The 15,754-nt window shown below is 72.0% G+C and carries 12 protein-coding genes and 2 tRNA genes; 6 read left to right on the top strand and 8 right to left on the bottom strand.

The features are described 5' to 3' along the window. Positions 1–299: 299 nt before the first annotated feature. Both AB4Z02_RS17035 and AB4Z02_RS17030 read right to left on the bottom strand, forming a co-directional pair. Positions 300–392, bottom strand: a tRNA-Ser gene (locus AB4Z02_RS17035). A 98-nt stretch (positions 393–490) separates the two neighbouring features. Beyond that, entirely contained in the window at positions 491–2,125 is a 1,635-nt protein-coding gene (locus AB4Z02_RS17030) for an LCP family protein (RefSeq protein ID WP_441972425.1), read from the bottom strand. Positions 2,126–2,316: 191 nt separating this feature from the next. On the opposite strand from AB4Z02_RS17030, the gene AB4Z02_RS17025 reads away from it, so the two are divergent. Continuing rightward, positions 2,317–4,239: a penicillin-binding transpeptidase domain-containing protein gene (locus AB4Z02_RS17025; RefSeq protein ID WP_441972424.1), complete on the top strand. Its 1,923-nt coding sequence runs from the start codon at positions 2,317–2,319 to the stop codon at positions 4,237–4,239. 84 nt (positions 4,240–4,323) lie between these two features. Here the strand turns inward: AB4Z02_RS17025 and AB4Z02_RS17020 are convergent, their stop codons facing one another. Together AB4Z02_RS17020 and folP are read right to left on the bottom strand one after the other, a co-directional pair. Further along, a complete protein-coding gene (locus AB4Z02_RS17020; protein ID WP_056882965.1) occupies positions 4,324–4,527 on the bottom strand; it encodes a cold-shock protein in 204 nt (67 codons plus the stop codon). Positions 4,528–4,833: 306 nt separating this feature from the next. Next, entirely contained in the window at positions 4,834–5,751 is a 918-nt protein-coding gene (gene folP, locus AB4Z02_RS17015; protein ID WP_056882964.1) for a dihydropteroate synthase, read from the bottom strand. 72 nt (positions 5,752–5,823) lie between these two features. Between folP and AB4Z02_RS17010 the strand changes: the two genes are divergently transcribed. Both AB4Z02_RS17010 and AB4Z02_RS17005 read left to right on the top strand, forming a co-directional pair. Then, positions 5,824–7,029, top strand: a complete 1,206-nt coding sequence (locus tag AB4Z02_RS17010; RefSeq protein WP_441972422.1) for an acyl-CoA dehydrogenase family protein — start codon at positions 5,824–5,826, stop codon at positions 7,027–7,029. Continuing rightward, complete coding sequence (locus AB4Z02_RS17005) at positions 7,026–8,087, top strand: phosphotransferase family protein (RefSeq protein WP_441972421.1); 1,062 nt, start codon at positions 7,026–7,028, stop codon at positions 8,085–8,087. Before AB4Z02_RS17010 ends, AB4Z02_RS17005 begins: the two co-directional genes overlap by 4 nt. Before the next feature lie 16 nt (positions 8,088–8,103). Here AB4Z02_RS17005 and AB4Z02_RS17000 read toward each other — a convergent pair whose 3' ends face one another. The 3 genes from AB4Z02_RS17000 to AB4Z02_RS16990 all read right to left on the bottom strand — a co-directional run bounded on the left by AB4Z02_RS17000 (position 8,104) and on the right by AB4Z02_RS16990 (position 12,483). Further along, positions 8,104–9,525: an NAD(P)/FAD-dependent oxidoreductase gene (locus AB4Z02_RS17000; protein WP_441972419.1), complete on the bottom strand. Its 1,422-nt coding sequence runs from the start codon at positions 9,523–9,525 to the stop codon at positions 8,104–8,106. Between the two features lie 4 nt (positions 9,526–9,529). Continuing rightward, positions 9,530–10,918: an aspartate aminotransferase family protein gene (locus AB4Z02_RS16995; RefSeq protein WP_441972418.1), complete on the bottom strand. Its 1,389-nt coding sequence runs from the start codon at positions 10,916–10,918 to the stop codon at positions 9,530–9,532. A 74-nt stretch (positions 10,919–10,992) separates the two neighbouring features. After that, on the bottom strand, positions 10,993–12,483 hold the full coding sequence (locus AB4Z02_RS16990) for a CoA-acylating methylmalonate-semialdehyde dehydrogenase (RefSeq protein ID WP_441972416.1): 1,491 nt from the start codon (positions 12,481–12,483) through the stop codon (positions 10,993–10,995). A 60-nt stretch (positions 12,484–12,543) separates the two neighbouring features. Here AB4Z02_RS16990 and AB4Z02_RS16985 point away from each other — a divergent pair, with 60 nt between their 5' ends. Beyond that, positions 12,544–13,914, top strand: a complete 1,371-nt coding sequence (locus AB4Z02_RS16985; protein WP_441972414.1) for an aminotransferase-like domain-containing protein — start codon at positions 12,544–12,546, stop codon at positions 13,912–13,914. Positions 13,915–14,270: 356 nt separating this feature from the next. Here the strand turns inward: AB4Z02_RS16985 and AB4Z02_RS16980 are convergent. Next, positions 14,271–14,357, bottom strand: a tRNA-Ser gene (locus tag AB4Z02_RS16980). Between the two features lie 53 nt (positions 14,358–14,410). Here AB4Z02_RS16980 and AB4Z02_RS16975 point away from each other — a divergent pair. Both AB4Z02_RS16975 and AB4Z02_RS16970 read left to right on the top strand, forming a co-directional pair. Beyond that, on the top strand, positions 14,411–14,905 hold the full coding sequence (locus tag AB4Z02_RS16975) for a DUF6328 family protein (protein WP_056882960.1): 495 nt from the start codon (positions 14,411–14,413) through the stop codon (positions 14,903–14,905). 47 nt (positions 14,906–14,952) lie between these two features. Continuing rightward, entirely contained in the window at positions 14,953–15,306 is a 354-nt protein-coding gene (locus AB4Z02_RS16970) for a hypothetical protein (protein ID WP_056882959.1), read from the top strand. Positions 15,307–15,754: the final 448 nt, after the last annotated feature.

Raw genomic sequence — 15,754 nt, 5'->3', positions numbered from 1 at the left:
CAGCAGCAGCCGGCCACGCGGGGTCAAACGAGCGTTAGCGTGGGACACGAGGACCTCCGGGACGTGGCGACTTCGAACATCACCACTAAGCCCGGAGGTCCTCCTCACATCAAGACCACGTCACCAACGTCATGGCCAAGTACATCTAGCCCGGGCGCTCAGCTTCCGGTCGGATCCTCGCCTGGCGGAGACGGAGGGACGCCGTCGCCTCCGCTGCGCTCCGGCTCCTCCCAAATCCCGCGGGCTCGATCAAAGCAAAGAAGGACCCGACGAAAAGCGTGTCGGGTCCTTCTTTGCTTTGGCGGAGACGGAGGGATTTGAACCCTCGATGGGCGATAAACCCAAACCGCATTAGCAGTGCGGCGCCATAGACCGGACTAGGCGACGTCTCCACACCCGGACGACAGGTCGACCGAGCCCGCACAGGGTATCCGGAGCCCGCTCGCCGGGGCAAAGCGACCCCCCGAGGGGAGAGCCGGGGCCCCGACGGTCAGCTGCAGATGTCCTGGTTGGCCGTGCGCGCCGCGATCGTCGCCGCGGTGCTCGGGGTGCTCGTGGCCGTCACCGACGGGGTGGGCAGCGGCTGCGTCCCCTCCCGGTTCGGGATCTCGACAGCCTTCGGTGCGTTGAGGCCCATGCTGAGCTCGATGGTGGAGCCGAGGGTGGCGTCCGCCTTGAGCTTCGCTCCCGGGTAGACCGCGGCGACGGTGCGCGCCGCGGCCTCCTTCCCGGGTCCGTAGCGGACGACGACGCCCTCGGTGGGGGTCCCGGTGCCCGTGAGGTAGGTCGTGACCTTGAAGCCCTCGGTCTGCAGCTCGGTCGCGGCCTGCTTGGCGAGGCCGCCGACGCCGGAGTCGTTGGTGACGCGCACCGAGATCTGGCTGGGGGCGACGGTGAGCGGTGCCGCGCTGGTGGTCGACGGGGTCGGCTTCGGGGTGCCGGCCGGCGGCTTGGTGCCGGGCAGCGGCTGGTCCTCGCGGATCGCCTTCCAGATCGTGTCGGCAGCAGGCAGCCACTCCACCCGGTTGGTGTCGGTCGGGTAGGGCCGCGTCGGCAGCTTGACGAAGCGGATCTGGTCGGTGCCGATCCTCGCCACGCTCTGCGCGATGTCCTTCATCTCGCCGGTGTCCAGCCCCTTGTCGGTCGTCATCGCCCCGGTGGCGGCGTCGAGGAACCGGAAGAGCTTGTCGGGACGCAGCAGCAACGAGGACTTCGTCGCCTCCTGGATCACCGAGGAGAGGAACGCCTGCTGGCGGTCGATCCGGCCGAGGTCGGAGCCGTCGCCGATCCCGTGCCGGACGCGGACGTAGCCGAGCGCCTGCTTGCCGTTCACCTTGGTCCTGCCCGCCGGCAGCGTCAGCTGCGCGTCCCGGTCGTTGATCGCGACCGGCGTGCAGACCGTCACCCCGCCCAGGGCGTCGACCATCTGCTGGAACCCGCGGAAGTCGATGATGACGAAGTGGTCGATGTAGATGTCGGTGAGGCCCTCGAACGTGCGGATCGTGCAGGCCTCGCCGCCGTCCTGGAAGTTCGCGTTCCACTGGCGGATCACGCCGTTCTGGACCGTGTCGTCGAGGTTCTTGCAGTCGCGCGGCGCCATCGTCATCGAGTCGCGCGGGATCGAGACGACGATGGCCGACTTCCGGTCTGCGGAGAGGTGCACCACGAGGTTGGTGTCCGAGCGTGCGCCCACGATGCTGCTGCCGCTGCCGCGGCTGTCGGAGCCGATCACCATGATGTTGATCGCCTTGAGCTTGGTCTTGGCGTCCGCGGTGGCGACCTGTTTCGGACGCTGGCCCAGGGCCCCGGTGATGTCGACCCGGTCGATGTTGCCGTTGAGCTTGATGTACGCCGCGATGCCGAGCACCAGCACCACCACGAGGAGGGCGGAGACGCCGAACGCGACCCGGCGCAGCCACGGGTGGCGGTGCGTCCGACCCGCGTGCCGGTCGGCGCGGCGGCGGGCGACGGCGGCACCGGCGGAGTCCTCGGTCGCAGGCCCCTCGAGAGGCTGGCCATCGGTCACCGGCTTCGCGGCATCCGAGGCCTCAGTGGGGTCGTGGCCGACACTGGCGTCCTGGCCGGGCTCGTCGCCCTGCGCAGAGCCGTGGGTGGGCTCGCTCACGTATACCTCTCTGGATCGATCACGCCACCCGGGGGTGGCTGGGCGGCGCATCGCCCCGCCGATTCTACGGGCGCAATCTGAGCGTCCCGCCCGGTGTGCGTCCACTTCCCTGACGCCCGGGCCTCCGGTTTGGTTGCCTGCCCGGGACAAACCGGACAGGCGCGGCCGAGCGCGTGCTGTTGGATGGGGTCATGGACAGACGTGCACTGGTGGGGTCGGTGGCTGCGGTCGTCGTCGTGGCGGCGGCGGCCGGAGGGGGCCTGTGGTGGCAGCGTTCGGAGGCTGCGAAGACCTCGGACCGGGAGGCAGCAGCCGCGGTCGATGCCTTCGCGGCGGGCTGGGCGCGGCGGTCCTTCCCCAAGTCCGGCGTGAGGTTCGCCGGCACCACAGCCCAGGCGGTGCAGGACTCGTTCACCAAGGCCACCCAGGGTCTCGGCAGCGGGCCGGTCAAGGTCGAACCCGGCACCGTGAACCGCAAGGGCGACCGCGCCACCTCGACGGTCGCCGTGACGTGGACCCTGCCCGGCGGCGTCCCGTGGTCCTACGACGTCCCGGTCACCGCGAAGCCGGCCGGGTCGGGTGACGCGTGGGCGGTCAGCCTGCCGGCGTCGGGCGCGATCTGGGCCCCGGGACTCGGCTCCGGGGCAACGCTCTCGGCATCACGGACCTGGGGACAGCGCGGCGACCTGCTCGACCGCGACGGCCAGCCGCTCATGCCGGTCGGCAAGGTCTACCCGGTGCAGATCGACCCGAGCCGCGCCACCGTCGCGACGGTCCGCCAGCTCGAGAAGGTCGTCGACGAGCCCGCGGGGTCGCTCGTGGCCAAGCTGGAGGCCGCCACCAAGAGCGGCAGCAAGGCACCCATCGCGGTGATCACCTACCGCGAGAGCGACTTCCAGCAGCGCAAGGCCGCGCTCGACGGGCTCAAGGGCATCATCTACCCGGTGCGCGAACAGCCACTGGCTCGCACCCGGACCTTCGGCCAGCCCCTCCTCGGGTCGTACGGCCCGGTGAACGCGGAGCAGGTCAGTGCCAGCAAGGGCCGCTACGTCGCGGGCGACTACGCCGGCGTCAGCGGGCTGCAGGGACGCTACGACGCCGAGCTCGCCGGGACCCCGGGAGTGCAGGTGATCTCGAGCGCCAAGCCCGACAGCCCCCTGTTCAGCAAGGACGCGGTCGACGGCAAGGACGTGCAGACGACCCTCTCCCCCGACGCGCAGACGGCGGCGGAGTCCGCGGTCGCGCGCACCGGCTCGGTGCCCTCGGCCCTGGTCGCGGTGGATGTGAAGACGGGCGACGTCCTGGCCTCCGCCAACTCAGCGGCCCTCGGGTTCGACCGGGCCCTCACCGGCCAGTACCCCCCGGGATCGTCGTTCAAGATCGTCAGCACCTACGCCCTGCTGACCGGTGGCAAGGTGACGCCGACGACGTCGGTGGACTGCCCCGAGAAGTTCGTGGTCGACGGCCGTTCCTACAAGAACTACGAGGGCGAGTCCTTCGGCAAGCCCGACTTCGCCACCGACTTCGCGCACTCCTGCAACACCGCGTTCGTGAAGCTCTCGACCGACCTCGGCGACGGCGACCTCAGCAAGGCGGCCGACGCGCTCGGCCTCACCGGCTGGGCCAAGGGCGTCGGCGTCGGCAACGCGTTCGCGGCGAGCGTCCCCACCAACAACGGCAAGACCGACAAGGCCTCGGCCATGATCGGGCAGGGTCGCAACCTCACCTCACCCCTCGCGCTGGCGACCCTGGCCGCGTCGGTGGCCCGCGGCAGCGCCATACCGCCGGCGCTCGTGACCGAACCGGCGCCGGCCGGTGCGGACCGCACCCCCAGGCCGCTCGACGCGGGTGCGGTGAAGGAGCTGCGGGCGCTCATGCGGCAGGTCGTGACCGGCGGCACCGGCACCGTCCTGCGCGACGCCCCGGGCGGCCCGGTCAGCGGCAAGACGGGCACGGCGGAGTTCGGCTCCGCCAACCCGCCTGAGACGCACGCATGGTTCGTCGGCTACCAGGGCGACGTCGCGTTCGCGGCGCTGGTGGAGAAGGGCAAGAGCGGCGGCACCGTCGCGGCGCCGGTCGTCAAGGACTTCCTCGCGGCGCTGGCGAAGAAGTAGTCCCAGCAGAGCCAACACAGCACGAGGCCCCCACCGGGATCCGGTGGGGGCCTCGTTGAAGACTGTGGTTGAGCAGTCCTCGGATCAGATCGGGCGAACGGCGTCAGCCTGGGGGCCCTTCGGGCCCTGGGTGACCTCGAACTCCACGCGCTGCGCCTCGTCCAGCGAGCGGTAGCCCGAGGACTCGATGGCCGAGTAGTGGACGAACACGTCCGGGCCGCCGCCGTCCTGGGCGATGAAGCCGAAGCCCTTCTCAGCGTTGAACCACTTCACGGTTCCCTGTGCCATGGGGTAACTCTTTCCTTCGTAGCCATTGGAACCCCGCACTTTGCGAGGCCCCCGGCTGCCATGCACAACCCCACCGACGAGACATGCCCGCCCTCAGATGAGAAAGGCCCGCTCTGGTGGTGCTAGGGCGGGCACTTCATCGACCTCTGCGAGGAACTGCTTGTTGCAACCGCGACAGACGCTAGCACGCAGGATGCGAATCGTGGAGGCCCGCAGGAGTCATTTTCTGCCCCTACTTCCCCACCCCTCCCGTTCCGCGCAACTGCGTGGGCGGGCGGCTCGTCCGGCTCGCGCCGAGGGGGCGGCTCAGACCCCGCGGACCGCGCGGACCGGGGGGCGGTCGCCGCGGATGGTGGCCACCATGTCGACGACGCGGCGCGTGGCCCGCACGTCGTGGGCGCGGAAGACCGTGGCCCCGAGCCAGGCCGCCACGGCCGTCGCGGCGAGGGTCCCCTCGAGCCGGTCGTCGACCTCGACGCCCAGCGACTCGCCCACGAAGTCCTTGCGGGACAACGCCTGCAGGATCGGGAAGCCCAGCTCGGCAAGGTCGGCGGTGTGCCGCAGGACGACCAGGGAGTGTGCGGTCGTCTTGCCGAAGTCGAGCGTGGGGTCGACCAGCACGCGCTGCGCCGGGATCCCGGCCTCGACGGCTGCGGCGGCGCCCTCGGCGAGCGTGTGCAGGACGTCGCGGACGACGTCGAGGGGGTCCGGCCCGTAGGAGACGTGCACCGGGTCGGTCCTCGGGGGGAGCCCGCCGGTGTGTGAGCAGACCACCCCCGCGCCGATGCGCGCGGCCACGTGCACCAGCTCCGGGTCGTGCCCGGCCCAGGTGTCGTTGACGAGGTCCAGGCCGTGCCGGCCGGCCTCGAGGGCGACCTCACTGCGCCAGGTGTCGAGGCTCAGCACGAGGTCGGGGTAGGCCGCGCGGGCGTGCTCGAGGAACGGCACCACCCGTTCGACCTCCTCCTGCGCAGAGACGTGCTCGCCCTCCTGGCCTGCGCGGACACCGCCGACGTCGACGATGTCGGCACCGGCCGCGACCGCGTCGTCGAGGGCGCGCTTCGCGGAGTCGAGGTCGACGTGCCGGTTGCCGGCGAAGAACGAGTCGCGGGTGCGGTTGATGATGCCCATCACCGCCGGGGCCGAGGAGTCGAACGTGCGGCCGCGCAGGACCAGCGGCGGCGTGCTGGGTAGGTGCACGGGCTGCGGCTCCGGGGTCGACACGGCGCCATCCTCGCACCGGCACCTGCGCCCCGGTCGCCGACCATGGCACGGCGCGCTGGGTAGGGTCGGGACGTGGCCTTTGACTTCAGCATGAGCCCAGCCGTCGAGCAGCAGCGTCGCCGGGTCGAGGAGTTCGTCGCGACCGAGGTCGTGCCGCTCGAGCAGCGCGTCTTCGCCGAGGGCATGACCGACGCCCTGCGGGTGGAGCTGCAGGCGAAGGCCAAGGCGGCCGGCGTCTTCGCGCCCCAGGCACCCCAGGAGCTCGGGGGCGGCGGCTTCCGGTTCGACGAGTCCGCGGTGCTGCTCGAGGAGGCCGGCTACTCGCTGCTCGGCCCGCTCGCACTCAACTGCGCGGCGCCTGACGAGGGCAACATCCACCTGCTGCACGTGACCGGGTCGGCGATGCAGAAGGAGAAGTACCTCGAGCCGCTGGTGGCCGGCGAGGTGCGGTCCTGCTTCTCGATGACCGAGCCGCCGCCCGGCGCCGGGTCGGACCCCTCTGCCCTGAGGACCCGCGCCCGCCGCACCGACGGTGGCTGGGTCGTCAACGGCGACAAGTGGCTCATCACCGGCGCCGACGGTGCGGCCTTCTCCATCGTCATGGCGCTCAACGAGGGCGACGACGTCCCGCAGGGCGCGACGATGTTCCTCGTCGACGCGGACAACCCGGGGTTCGTCGTGGGCGAGCACATCGACACCATCGACGCGACGGGCGTGGGCGGGCACTGCCGTGTCACGCTGCGCGACTGCTTCGTGCCCGACGACCATGTGCTCGGCGAGGTGGGCAAGGGGTTCCAGAGCGCGCAGGTGCGCCTGGCCCCTGCCCGGCTCACGCACTGCATGCGCTGGCTCGGCGCGGCACGCCGCGCCCACGACATCGCGGTCGAACGCGCCGTCGGGCGTGAGCTGTTCGGCAGCACGCTCTCGGACCTGGGTATGGCGCAGGCCCTCATCGCCGAGAACGAGATCGACCTCGACGCAGCCCGGTCGATGATCTGGCACGCCTCGTGGGCCATCGCCGAGGGCCAGCGCAGCAGCGAGCAGTCCTCGCGCACCAAGGTGTTCGCGAGCGAGGCCGCCTGCCGCGTGGTCGACCGCTCGGTCCAGCTGGCCGGTGGCATGGGCACGTCCGAGGAGCTGGTGCTCGGCCGGATCTACCGTGACATCAGGTCGTTCCGCATCTACGACGGCGCCACCGAGGTGCACAAGATGTCGATCGCCCGGCGCGCGGCCCGCAGGGCCGCCGACCGCGCCGCGAGCCGGGACGCGCGCGCGTGAGCCAGCTCGGCGGGGTACCGGAGCCTGGGCAGGACCGCGAGGACGTCCCCGGCCTGCCGCGCGAGTCCTTCACCCGGTGGGCTGCCGACGCCGTGCCCGGGCTCGGGCCGGACTGGACGGCGGAGGTGATCTCGGGAGGGCTGTCCAACATCACCTACCGGGTGAGCAGCCCCACCGCGACGGTCATCGTCCGGCGGCCACCGCTGGGCAGGCTCCTGCCGAGCGCCCACGACATGGGTCGCGAGTCGAGGGTGCTGTCGGCCCTCTGGCAGACCGCCGTGCCGGTGCCGCAGGTGCTCGCTGCCACGACGGATGCCGACGTGGTCGGGGCACCGTTCTACGTCATGGCCCTCGTCGAGGGCACCGTGTACCGCGACCCGTCGCAGACGGCGGAGCTCACTGAGGCACACCGAGACCGGCTCTCCCATTCCCTCGTGGAGGTGCTCGCCGCCATCCACGCCGTCGACCTCGACGCCACCGGGTTGCGCGACTTCGGCCGGCCCGACGGCTACCTCGGGCGCCAGATCCGCCGGTGGAGCGGCCAGTGGGAGGCCAGCCGGACCCGCGACCTGCCGGCGATGGACGACCTCATCCGGGCCCTCGACGCCCAGCGCCCGATGGGTGGCGAGGTCACGCTGGTGCACGGCGACTACCGCCTCGACAACACCCTCGTCGCCGAGGAGCACGGACGGCCCACCGTCGCGGCCGTGGTCGACTGGGAGCTGAGCACCCTCGGCGACCCGCTGGCCGACCTGGCCACCTGGCTCACCTACTACTCCGGCCCCGGCGAGGACGGCAGCGCCGTCCCCGTGGCCGCGGGCCTGACCGCCCACGAAGGCTTCCCGACCACCGACGAGCTCGCGCACCGGTATGCCGCGGCGACCGGTCGCGACGTGTCGGGCCTGGACTACTACCGCGCGTTCACCGACTTCCGGCTCGCCGTGATCCTCGAGGGCGTGCACGCGCGGTACCTCGCCGGGAAGTCGATGGGCGAGGGGTACGACCGGGTGGGGACGTCGGTGCCGTTGCTCGTCGACCGGGCCCTGTCGCGCCTGTAGGTGGGTCCGCCCGCGTCTAGGAGTCGAAGCCCAGGCCCAGCCGGTCAAGGGTGCGCAGCCAGGCGTTGCGCCGTCCGGCGTTCTCGTCCGCGCGGGCCAGTGACCACCGGGTGAGCTGGATCCCGGCGTAGGCCAACGGTTCCGGCGGGAACGGCAGGGGCTTCTCGCGGACCATCTGCAGGCGGGTCCGCTCAGTGTCGGCGCCGTCGAGCAGGTCGAGGGTCACGGCGGCACCGAACCGGGACGCCCCGACCCCGAGACCCGTGTAACCGAGGGCGTAGGCGACCCGGCCGTCGAACGCCGAGCCGTAGAAGGCGCAGAACCGGGTGCAGGTGTCGATCGCGCCGCCCCAGCGGTGGGTGAACCGCAGCCCCTCGAGCTGGGGGAAGGTCTCGAAGAAGTGGGCGGCGAGCCGCTCGAACGTCTGCGGCCGCTGGTCGCGCGACGGCCGCACCCGTCGCCCGAGGTGGTAGATCGCGTCGTAGCCGCCCCACAGGACCCGGTTGTCGTCGGTGAGCCTGTAGTAGTGGAACTGGTTGGCCATGTCGCCGACACCCGCGCGACTCCGCCAGCCGATCGACGCCAGCTGCTGGTCGGAGAGGGGCTCGGTCATGAGGACGTAGTCGTAGACGGGCACGGTGTGCAGGCGCGTACGGCGCACCAGTGACGGGAACGCGTTGGTGCCCAACGCGACTCGCGCCGCACGCACATCCGGACCCTGCTCGGTACGCAGCCTCATCCCCGCACCGTCGCGCTGGAGGCCCGTCACCTTGGTGCCCTCCACGATCCGCACGCCGAGCGACTCGGCTGCGGCGGCGAGGCCCCACGCGAGCCGGGCCGGGTCGACCATGGCGGTCTCGTCAGGGCTGTGGACGCCCGCGAGGTAGGTGGGCGAGTCCAGCTCTGCGCGAATGGCGTCGCGGTCGAGGAACCGGGTCGCGCCTCCAGAGCCGACCTCCTCGCGCAGCCACTCCACCTGGTGGGGCGCGGTGGCGACCGTGAGCTCGCCGGTCCGGCGGAAGTCGCACTCGATGCCGTGGCGCTGCACCGTGCTCTCGATCGCGTCGAGGTTCGCGAGCCCGAGGCGGTGCAGCTGCTCGTACTCCGCCGGCCACCGCTCGCGCCCGTTGGCCTCGCCGTGGGTCAGACTCGCGGAGCAGAAGCCGCCGTTGCGCCCGGATGCGGCCCAGCCGATCCGTCCGGCCTCGAGGAGCAGGACGTCGCGCGCCGGGTCGGCCTCCTTGGCGAGCAGTGCGGTCCACAGGCCCGTGTAGCCGCCGCCGACCACGACCAGGTCGGCGGTGACGTCGGCCCGCCCGTCCTGCCCACCGTCGTCCAGGCGGGGGCGGGGCGCAGGGCGGTCGGCACGGTCGAGCCAGAACACCGACGGCGCTGCGGCCGCGAGCGCACCCGCAGCCGGTCCGCCCAGAAGGGCCACGACGTCAGCTGCCGGTGCAGTGGCGGTCGGCCACCTCGAGCGCCTCGTCGAGGATGGCCAGGCCCTCACGCACCTCGTCGGGCGTCGTCGTGCACGGCGGCACGACGTGGGTCCGGTTGAAGTGGGTGAACGGCCAGAGCCCGCGCTCCTTGCAGGCCGCGGCGAAGTCGTTCATCGGCTTGGCGTCGGCGCCACCGGAGTTGAACGGCACCAGCGGCTCCCGGGTCTCACGGTCACGGACCAGCTCCAGGGCCCAGAACGTCCCGAGCCCGCGGACCTCGCCCACGCTGGGGTGCCGCTCGGCGAGCTCTCGCAGTCCGGGGCCGATCACGTCGGTCCCCAGGTCGCGGGCGTGCTCGACGATGCGCTCCTCCTTGAAGATGTTGATGGAGGCGACGGCGGAGGCGCAGGCGAGCGGGTGACCGGAGTAGGTAAGGCCGCCCGGGAAGGGCCTGGTGTCGAAGGACCGGGCGATGCGCTCGGAGATGATGACGCCACCCAGGGGGACGTAGCCGCTGTTGACGCCCTTGGCGAAGGTGATGAGGTCGGGCGCGACGCCCCAGTGGTCGACGGCGAACCACTCACCGCAGCGCGCGAACCCGGCCATCACCTCGTCGGCGATCATGACGATGCCGTGCTCGTCGCAGATCCGGCGGACCCCTGCGAGGTAGCCGGGCGGGGGCACGAGGATGCCGTTGGTGCCGACGACCGACTCGAGGATGATCGCGGCCACGGTGTGCGCGCCCTCGACCATGAGGGTGTCGCGCAGGTGCTGCAGCGCGCGCTCGCACTCCTCCTCCTCGGTGGTGGCGTGGAAGGCGGAGCGGTACAGGTACGGGCCCCAGTAGCGCACCACGCCCGGCATACCCGGCTCGGAGGGCCACCGGCGCGGGTCGCCGGTCAGGGCAATGGAACCCGCGGTGGCACCGTGGTAGCTGCGGTAGGCGGCGAGCACCTTGTGGCGGCCCGTGTGCAGGCGCGCCATCCGCAGCGCGTTCTCGTTGGCCTCTGCGCCGCCGTTGGTGAAGAACACCCGGTTGAGGTCGCCGGGGGCGAGGTCGGCGATGAGGCGGGCGGCCTCGGAGCGGGCGTCATTGGCGAAGGCCGGGCTGATCGTGGTGAGGCGAGCGGCCTGCTCCTGGATCGCGGCGACCAGCCTGGGGTGCTGGTAGCCGATGTTGACGTTGACCAGCTGGCTGGAGAAGTCGAGGTAGCGCCTGCCCGCGTAGTCGGTGAAGTACGACCCCTGTGCCGAGGCGATCGGCAGCGGGTCGATGAGCCCCTGCGCCGACCACGAGTGGAACACGTGGCCCCGGTCGTCGCGACGGACCTGCTCCTCGGTGGCGCCCGTGACGGCGTCGAGCACGTCCGGCTGGACGGTGGTGTCGGTCATGCGTTGCCTCTCAACGGTTCTGCGGTGCCAGCGGGTCTGTCGTCAGCGGGTCTGGCGCGTCAGCGGGTCTGGCGTCAGCGGGTCTGCGGGAAGCCGAGGTCGACGCTCGAGGTCGCGGGGTCGGGCCAGCGCTGCGTGACGACCTTGCCGCGCGTGTAGAAGCTGATGCCCTCGGGCCCGTACATGTGCGTGTCGCCGAACAGCGAGTCCTTCCAGCCGCCGAAGGAGTAGTAGGCGACGGGGACCGGGATCGGGACGTTGATGCCGACCATGCCGACCTCGACGTCGAACTGGAACTCGCGCGCGGCCCCACCGTCGCGGGTGAAGATCGCGGTGCCGTTGGCATACGGGTTGGAGTTGATGAGCTCGAGGCCCTCGTCGTAGGTGTCCACGCGCACCACCGACAGGACGGGCCCGAAGATCTCGTCGGTGTAGACGGTCATCTCCGGGGTGACGTGGTCGAGCAGCGTGGTGCCGAGGAAGAAGCCGTCGGAGGGCAGGTCGCCCTCACGGCCGTCGACGACGACGCTCGCCCCGGCCTCCTGACCGGCGCCGATGTAGCCGGCCACCTTGTCGCGGTGCTCGGCGGTGATGAGCGGCCCCATGTCGGTGTCGGGGTCGGTGCCGGGCCCGACGGTGAGCTTGGGCAGGCGGGCGGCGATGGCGTCCACGAGCGGCTGCGCGACGTCCCCGACGGCGACCGCGACCGACAGGGCCATGCAGCGCTCGCCGGCCGACCCGTAGGCCGCGGAGACGACCGCGTCCGCGGCCATGTCGATGTCGGCGTCGGGGAGTACGAGGGCGTGGTTCTTGGCGCCGCCGAGGGCCTGGACGCGCTTGCCGTTGGCCGTGCCGCGCTCGTAGATGTACCGCGCGATCGGCGTGGAGCCGACGAAGCTCACCGCGGCGATGCCGGGGTGGTCGAGGATGGCGTCGACGGCCACCTTGTCACCGTGGACGACGGTGAAGACGCCGTCGGGCAGGCCGGCCTCCTTCCACAGCTGGGCCAGGAAGAGCGCCGCGGACGGGTCCTTCTCCGACGGCTTGAGGATGAAGGCGTTGCCACAGGCGATCGCGTTGGCGCACATCCACAGCGGCACCATCGCGGGGAAGTTGAAGGGCGTGACACCGGCCACGACACCGAGCGGCTGGCGGATGTTGTAGACGTCGACGCCGGTCGCGGCCTGCTCGCTGAAGCCCCCCTTGAGCAGGTTGGGGACACCGGTGGCGAACTCGACGTTCTCGAGGCCGCGCGCGATCTCGCCCGCGGCGTCGGACAGCACCTTGCCGTGCTCGGCGGTGATGATCTCGGCGAGCTCTGGCGTGCGCTGGTGCAGCAGCTCACGGAAGGCGAAGAGCACGGCGCTGCGGCGAGACAGGGAGGCCCGTCGCCACTCGCGAGCCGCGACGGTGGCGCTGGTGACGGCGGCGCCGAGCTCCTCGACCGAGGCGAGGTCGACCTCCCCGCTGACCGCCCCGGTGGCGGGGTTGAAGACCGGCGCCGTGCGACCTGAGGTGCCGGGGGCGGCCTTGCCGTCGATCCAGTGCGAGATGCGCGTCGTCATGCTCCACACAGTACGACCCAACCATTGCTGGCACAATAGAGTGTTTGTTATGGTGCAAACATGACCTCAAGGCCCGACGGCGCGACACTGACCGCGCTCGAGGAGCGGCTGGACACTCCGACGGCCAAGGGGCTGGCCCATGCCGTCTCGGCCGCCATCCGCGACGGCCACCTCGTCGCCGGCGACCGGCTCCCCCCGATCCGCACGGTGGCCGCACAGCTGGCCCTGTCGCCCACGACGGTGAGCGCGGCCTGGGCGCTGCTCGCGCGGTCGGGCACCGTGGCGACCGACGGGCGGCGGGGGACCACCGTCCTCGACGCCCGCGGTGGGGGCACCACCCGGTACCGCAAGGCGCTCGAACGGCCCTCGACGTTCGAGCTCGACCTGTCCACCGGCGTCCCGGACCCGGCCCTGCTCCCCGACCTCGGCGCGGCGCTGGCTGGCCTGACCTCGGCCCCGCGCACCGGCAGCTACCTCGACGACCCGGTGCTGCCCGCGCTGGGAGAGGCGCTGCGGGGCGACTGGCCGTTCGAGGTCGCTGAGGTCACGGTCGTCGACGGAGCCATGGACGCGATGGACCTGGTGGTGCGCACCCAGCTGCGGTTCGGCGACCGGGTCGTGGTCGAGGACCCCGCGTTCCCACCGCTGGTCGACCTGCTCGAGTCGATGGGGGCGCAGCTGGTGGGGGTCGCCGTGGACGAGGAGGGCCTGTCGGTCGAGGGCCTGCGCGCCGCGCTGGCCGAACCGGTGGCCGCCGTCTTCCTCCAGCCACGGGCGCAGAACCCCACCGGCGTGACCACCACCCGACGGCGGGCCCGCGCACTGGCCGAGCTCCTGTCGGGGACGGACGCCCTCGTCGTCGAGGACGACTCCGCGGCCGGCCTGTCGTCGGCGGCGCTCGCGAGCCTCGGACGCTGGATACCCGACCGCACCGTCCACATCCGGTCGTTCTCCAAGTCGCACGGCCCAGACCTACGGCTGGCCGCCCTGAGCGCGCCGGCCCCGGTCCTCGGCGCGGTGTCCGCCCGGCGCCAGCTCGCGCAGGGCTGGTCCAGCAGGCTCCTGCAACAGGTGCTCCTCTCCCTCCTCACCGACGACGCCGCCGCTGCGCAGGTGCGCACGGCCGCCACCACGTATGCCGCGCGGCGGGCGTCCGTCGTCAGCGGCCTCCGCGCCCGCGGGGTCGAGGTCGGCGGCAGCGAGGGCATCAACATCTGGGTGCCGGTGCACGACGAGACCGCCGCCGTGGTCCGTCTCGCCAGCCAGGGGATCGGCGTGGCGCCCGGCGCACCGTTCCGCCTGGGCGCGCCCGCCGCCGACGGTGGTCACGTCCGCGTCACCGTCGGGCTGGCCACCGGCGACCTCGAGCCCCTCGTCGACGCGCTCGCCGACGCCGCGCAGACGACGGGCTGGAGCGGTCGCGCCCGCTGAGGCCACCGGCTCAGCCTTCCCGCAGAGCCAGCCTCGAACGGGTCCGGGCAGGCGCGAAGGCCGGGCTGCAGGGTTGCCCGGCCTCCGGCCCGCCGCCCTAGAGCGGACGTCAAGTGGCCCCAGTCGAAGGTAACCACACCGTTCGACACCGAGGATCCCGCAATGGGCGTAGCCAGCGCACCGGTTTGGGCCCGGCGTCTCGCTGGCTGGCCCACCGGAGCCCCCGGCGGAGGGCGTGGGAGCCGTCGCCTCCGCTGCGCTCCGGCTCCTCCCGAATCCCGCGTGCTCGCTCCCCTTCATCCCCCGACCCCGAACGCCGCTGCTCCGAGGGCGCTGCGCGCCCACCGGAGCTTCGGCGGAGGGCGTGGGATTCGAACCCACGATGACGTTGCCGCCATAGCGGTTTTCAAGACCGCCGCACTAGGCCACTATGCGAGCCCTCCATGACCCGCCGACATCGAAGCCGGCCAGCCGGGGGCCACGCTATCGTCACGTCGTGGACGCCTACCAACGTGAGGGCGAGACCGAGGCGCAGCGCCTGGACCGCAACTGGGACGAGCTGCTCCAGGAGTTCCGGGTGTCCCAGACCGGCGTCCAGATCCTCACCGGCTTCCTGCTCACCCTGCCGATCCAGCCCGCGTTCCACGGGATCACCACGTTCGAGCGGGCGGCCTACGTGGCCGCCATCAGCGCCAGCATCATGGCCACCTGCCTCCTCATCACCCCGGTCGCGATGCACCGGTGGCTGTTCCGGCAGCGGCGCAAGGAGACCCTGGTCCTGATGGCCCACCACCTCGCCATCGCGGGGCTCGTCGTCCTCGCGGGCGCGGTCGTCAGCGTCATGGCGTTCACGTTCGCCCTCGTCTTCAGCGACCTCCTCGGGGCCGTCGTGGCCGCCTGCGGCGTCATCGTGTTCCTGGGGGCGTGGGTCGTCCTGCCCCTCTCCCTGCGCCGGCGGTTCACCACCGGCGACCGCTCGACAAGCCCCTGAGCAGCGGTTTTGTTAGGGTCGAAGCCACCCCGAACAAAGGATTCACCATGGGCAAGCTGACCTTCATCGCCGGCGTCGCCGCCGGTTACGTCCTCGGCGCCAAGGCCGGGCAGAAGCGCTACGAGCAGATCCGTGGGCGGGCCAACCAGCTGTGGACCAGCGACCCGGTCCAGTCCCGCGTCGACACCGTCAAGGACGTCGTCAAGGAGCAGGCCCCGGTCGTGGCCGCCAAGCTGGGCGACGTCGCGAAGAGCGCCGGTTCCACCGCGCTGAGCGCTGGAGCGAGCGCCAAGGACCGCGTCACCGGCGAGGACCTCCCCGACACCATCCACCGCGGCAGCGACGGCAAGCTGCACGCCGACACCACCGGCTTCGGTCCCGGGGGCTCCAAGCTCCCCTGAGCCGACCTTGCGCCGACCACGAGTCGAGCACGAGTCGAGCACGAGTCGGCCCTGGCCGTGTTCTCGCCAGACCGGGCACGACGAGGAGCCCGCGGCGCCGCACACCGGATGTGTGTGCAGCACCGCGGGCTCCTTCGCGCACCCCCGTACGCGGCCACGCCCCTACGGAGGACGCCGCCTAGGGACGTCGCCGGGAAGGCCGGGCCGGACGGCTGCTGGCGACCCCCGACCAGCACCGCCCCGCACCGACGCCTCCCGACGACGCGCCCCGCAGGGCTGCCCGACCGCGAAACCCCTGTCGCGACCGGACCACTCGCTGGCTCCCCCAGGGCCAGCTGACCTCGGCCACCCGTGTCCGCCGCCATCGGCACTCACCAGACCTGGGTGACATGAGGGTCCTTTCGTGGCGTCCGCCCCGTTCCCCTTGACCGGGCCGGACACGATGAAG

Source organism: Pedococcus sp. 2YAF34 (genome assembly GCF_052114585.1).
In the GTDB taxonomy this organism is placed as follows: Bacteria; Actinomycetota; Actinomycetes; order Actinomycetales; family Dermatophilaceae; genus Pedococcus.
The sequence above is the reverse complement of the archived record's forward strand: the minus strand, read 5'-3'. Positions and strand labels throughout refer to the sequence as shown.

Coding starts and splice junctions, on each gene's coding strand:
- AB4Z02_RS17025 (WP_441972424.1), top strand. CDS start 2,317: ATGGACAGACGTGCACTGGTGGGGTCGGTGGCTGCGGTCGTCGTCGTG.
- AB4Z02_RS17020 (WP_056882965.1), bottom strand. CDS start 4,527: ATGGCACAGGGAACCGTGAAGTGGTTCAACGCTGAGAAGGGCTTCGGC.
- AB4Z02_RS16995 (WP_441972418.1), bottom strand. CDS start 10,918: ATGACCGACACCACCGTCCAGCCGGACGTGCTCGACGCCGTCACGGGC.
- AB4Z02_RS16990 (WP_441972416.1), bottom strand. CDS start 12,483: ATGACGACGCGCATCTCGCACTGGATCGACGGCAAGGCCGCCCCCGGC.
- AB4Z02_RS16985 (WP_441972414.1), top strand. CDS start 12,544: ATGACCTCAAGGCCCGACGGCGCGACACTGACCGCGCTCGAGGAGCGG.
- AB4Z02_RS16970 (WP_056882959.1), top strand. CDS start 14,953: ATGGGCAAGCTGACCTTCATCGCCGGCGTCGCCGCCGGTTACGTCCTC.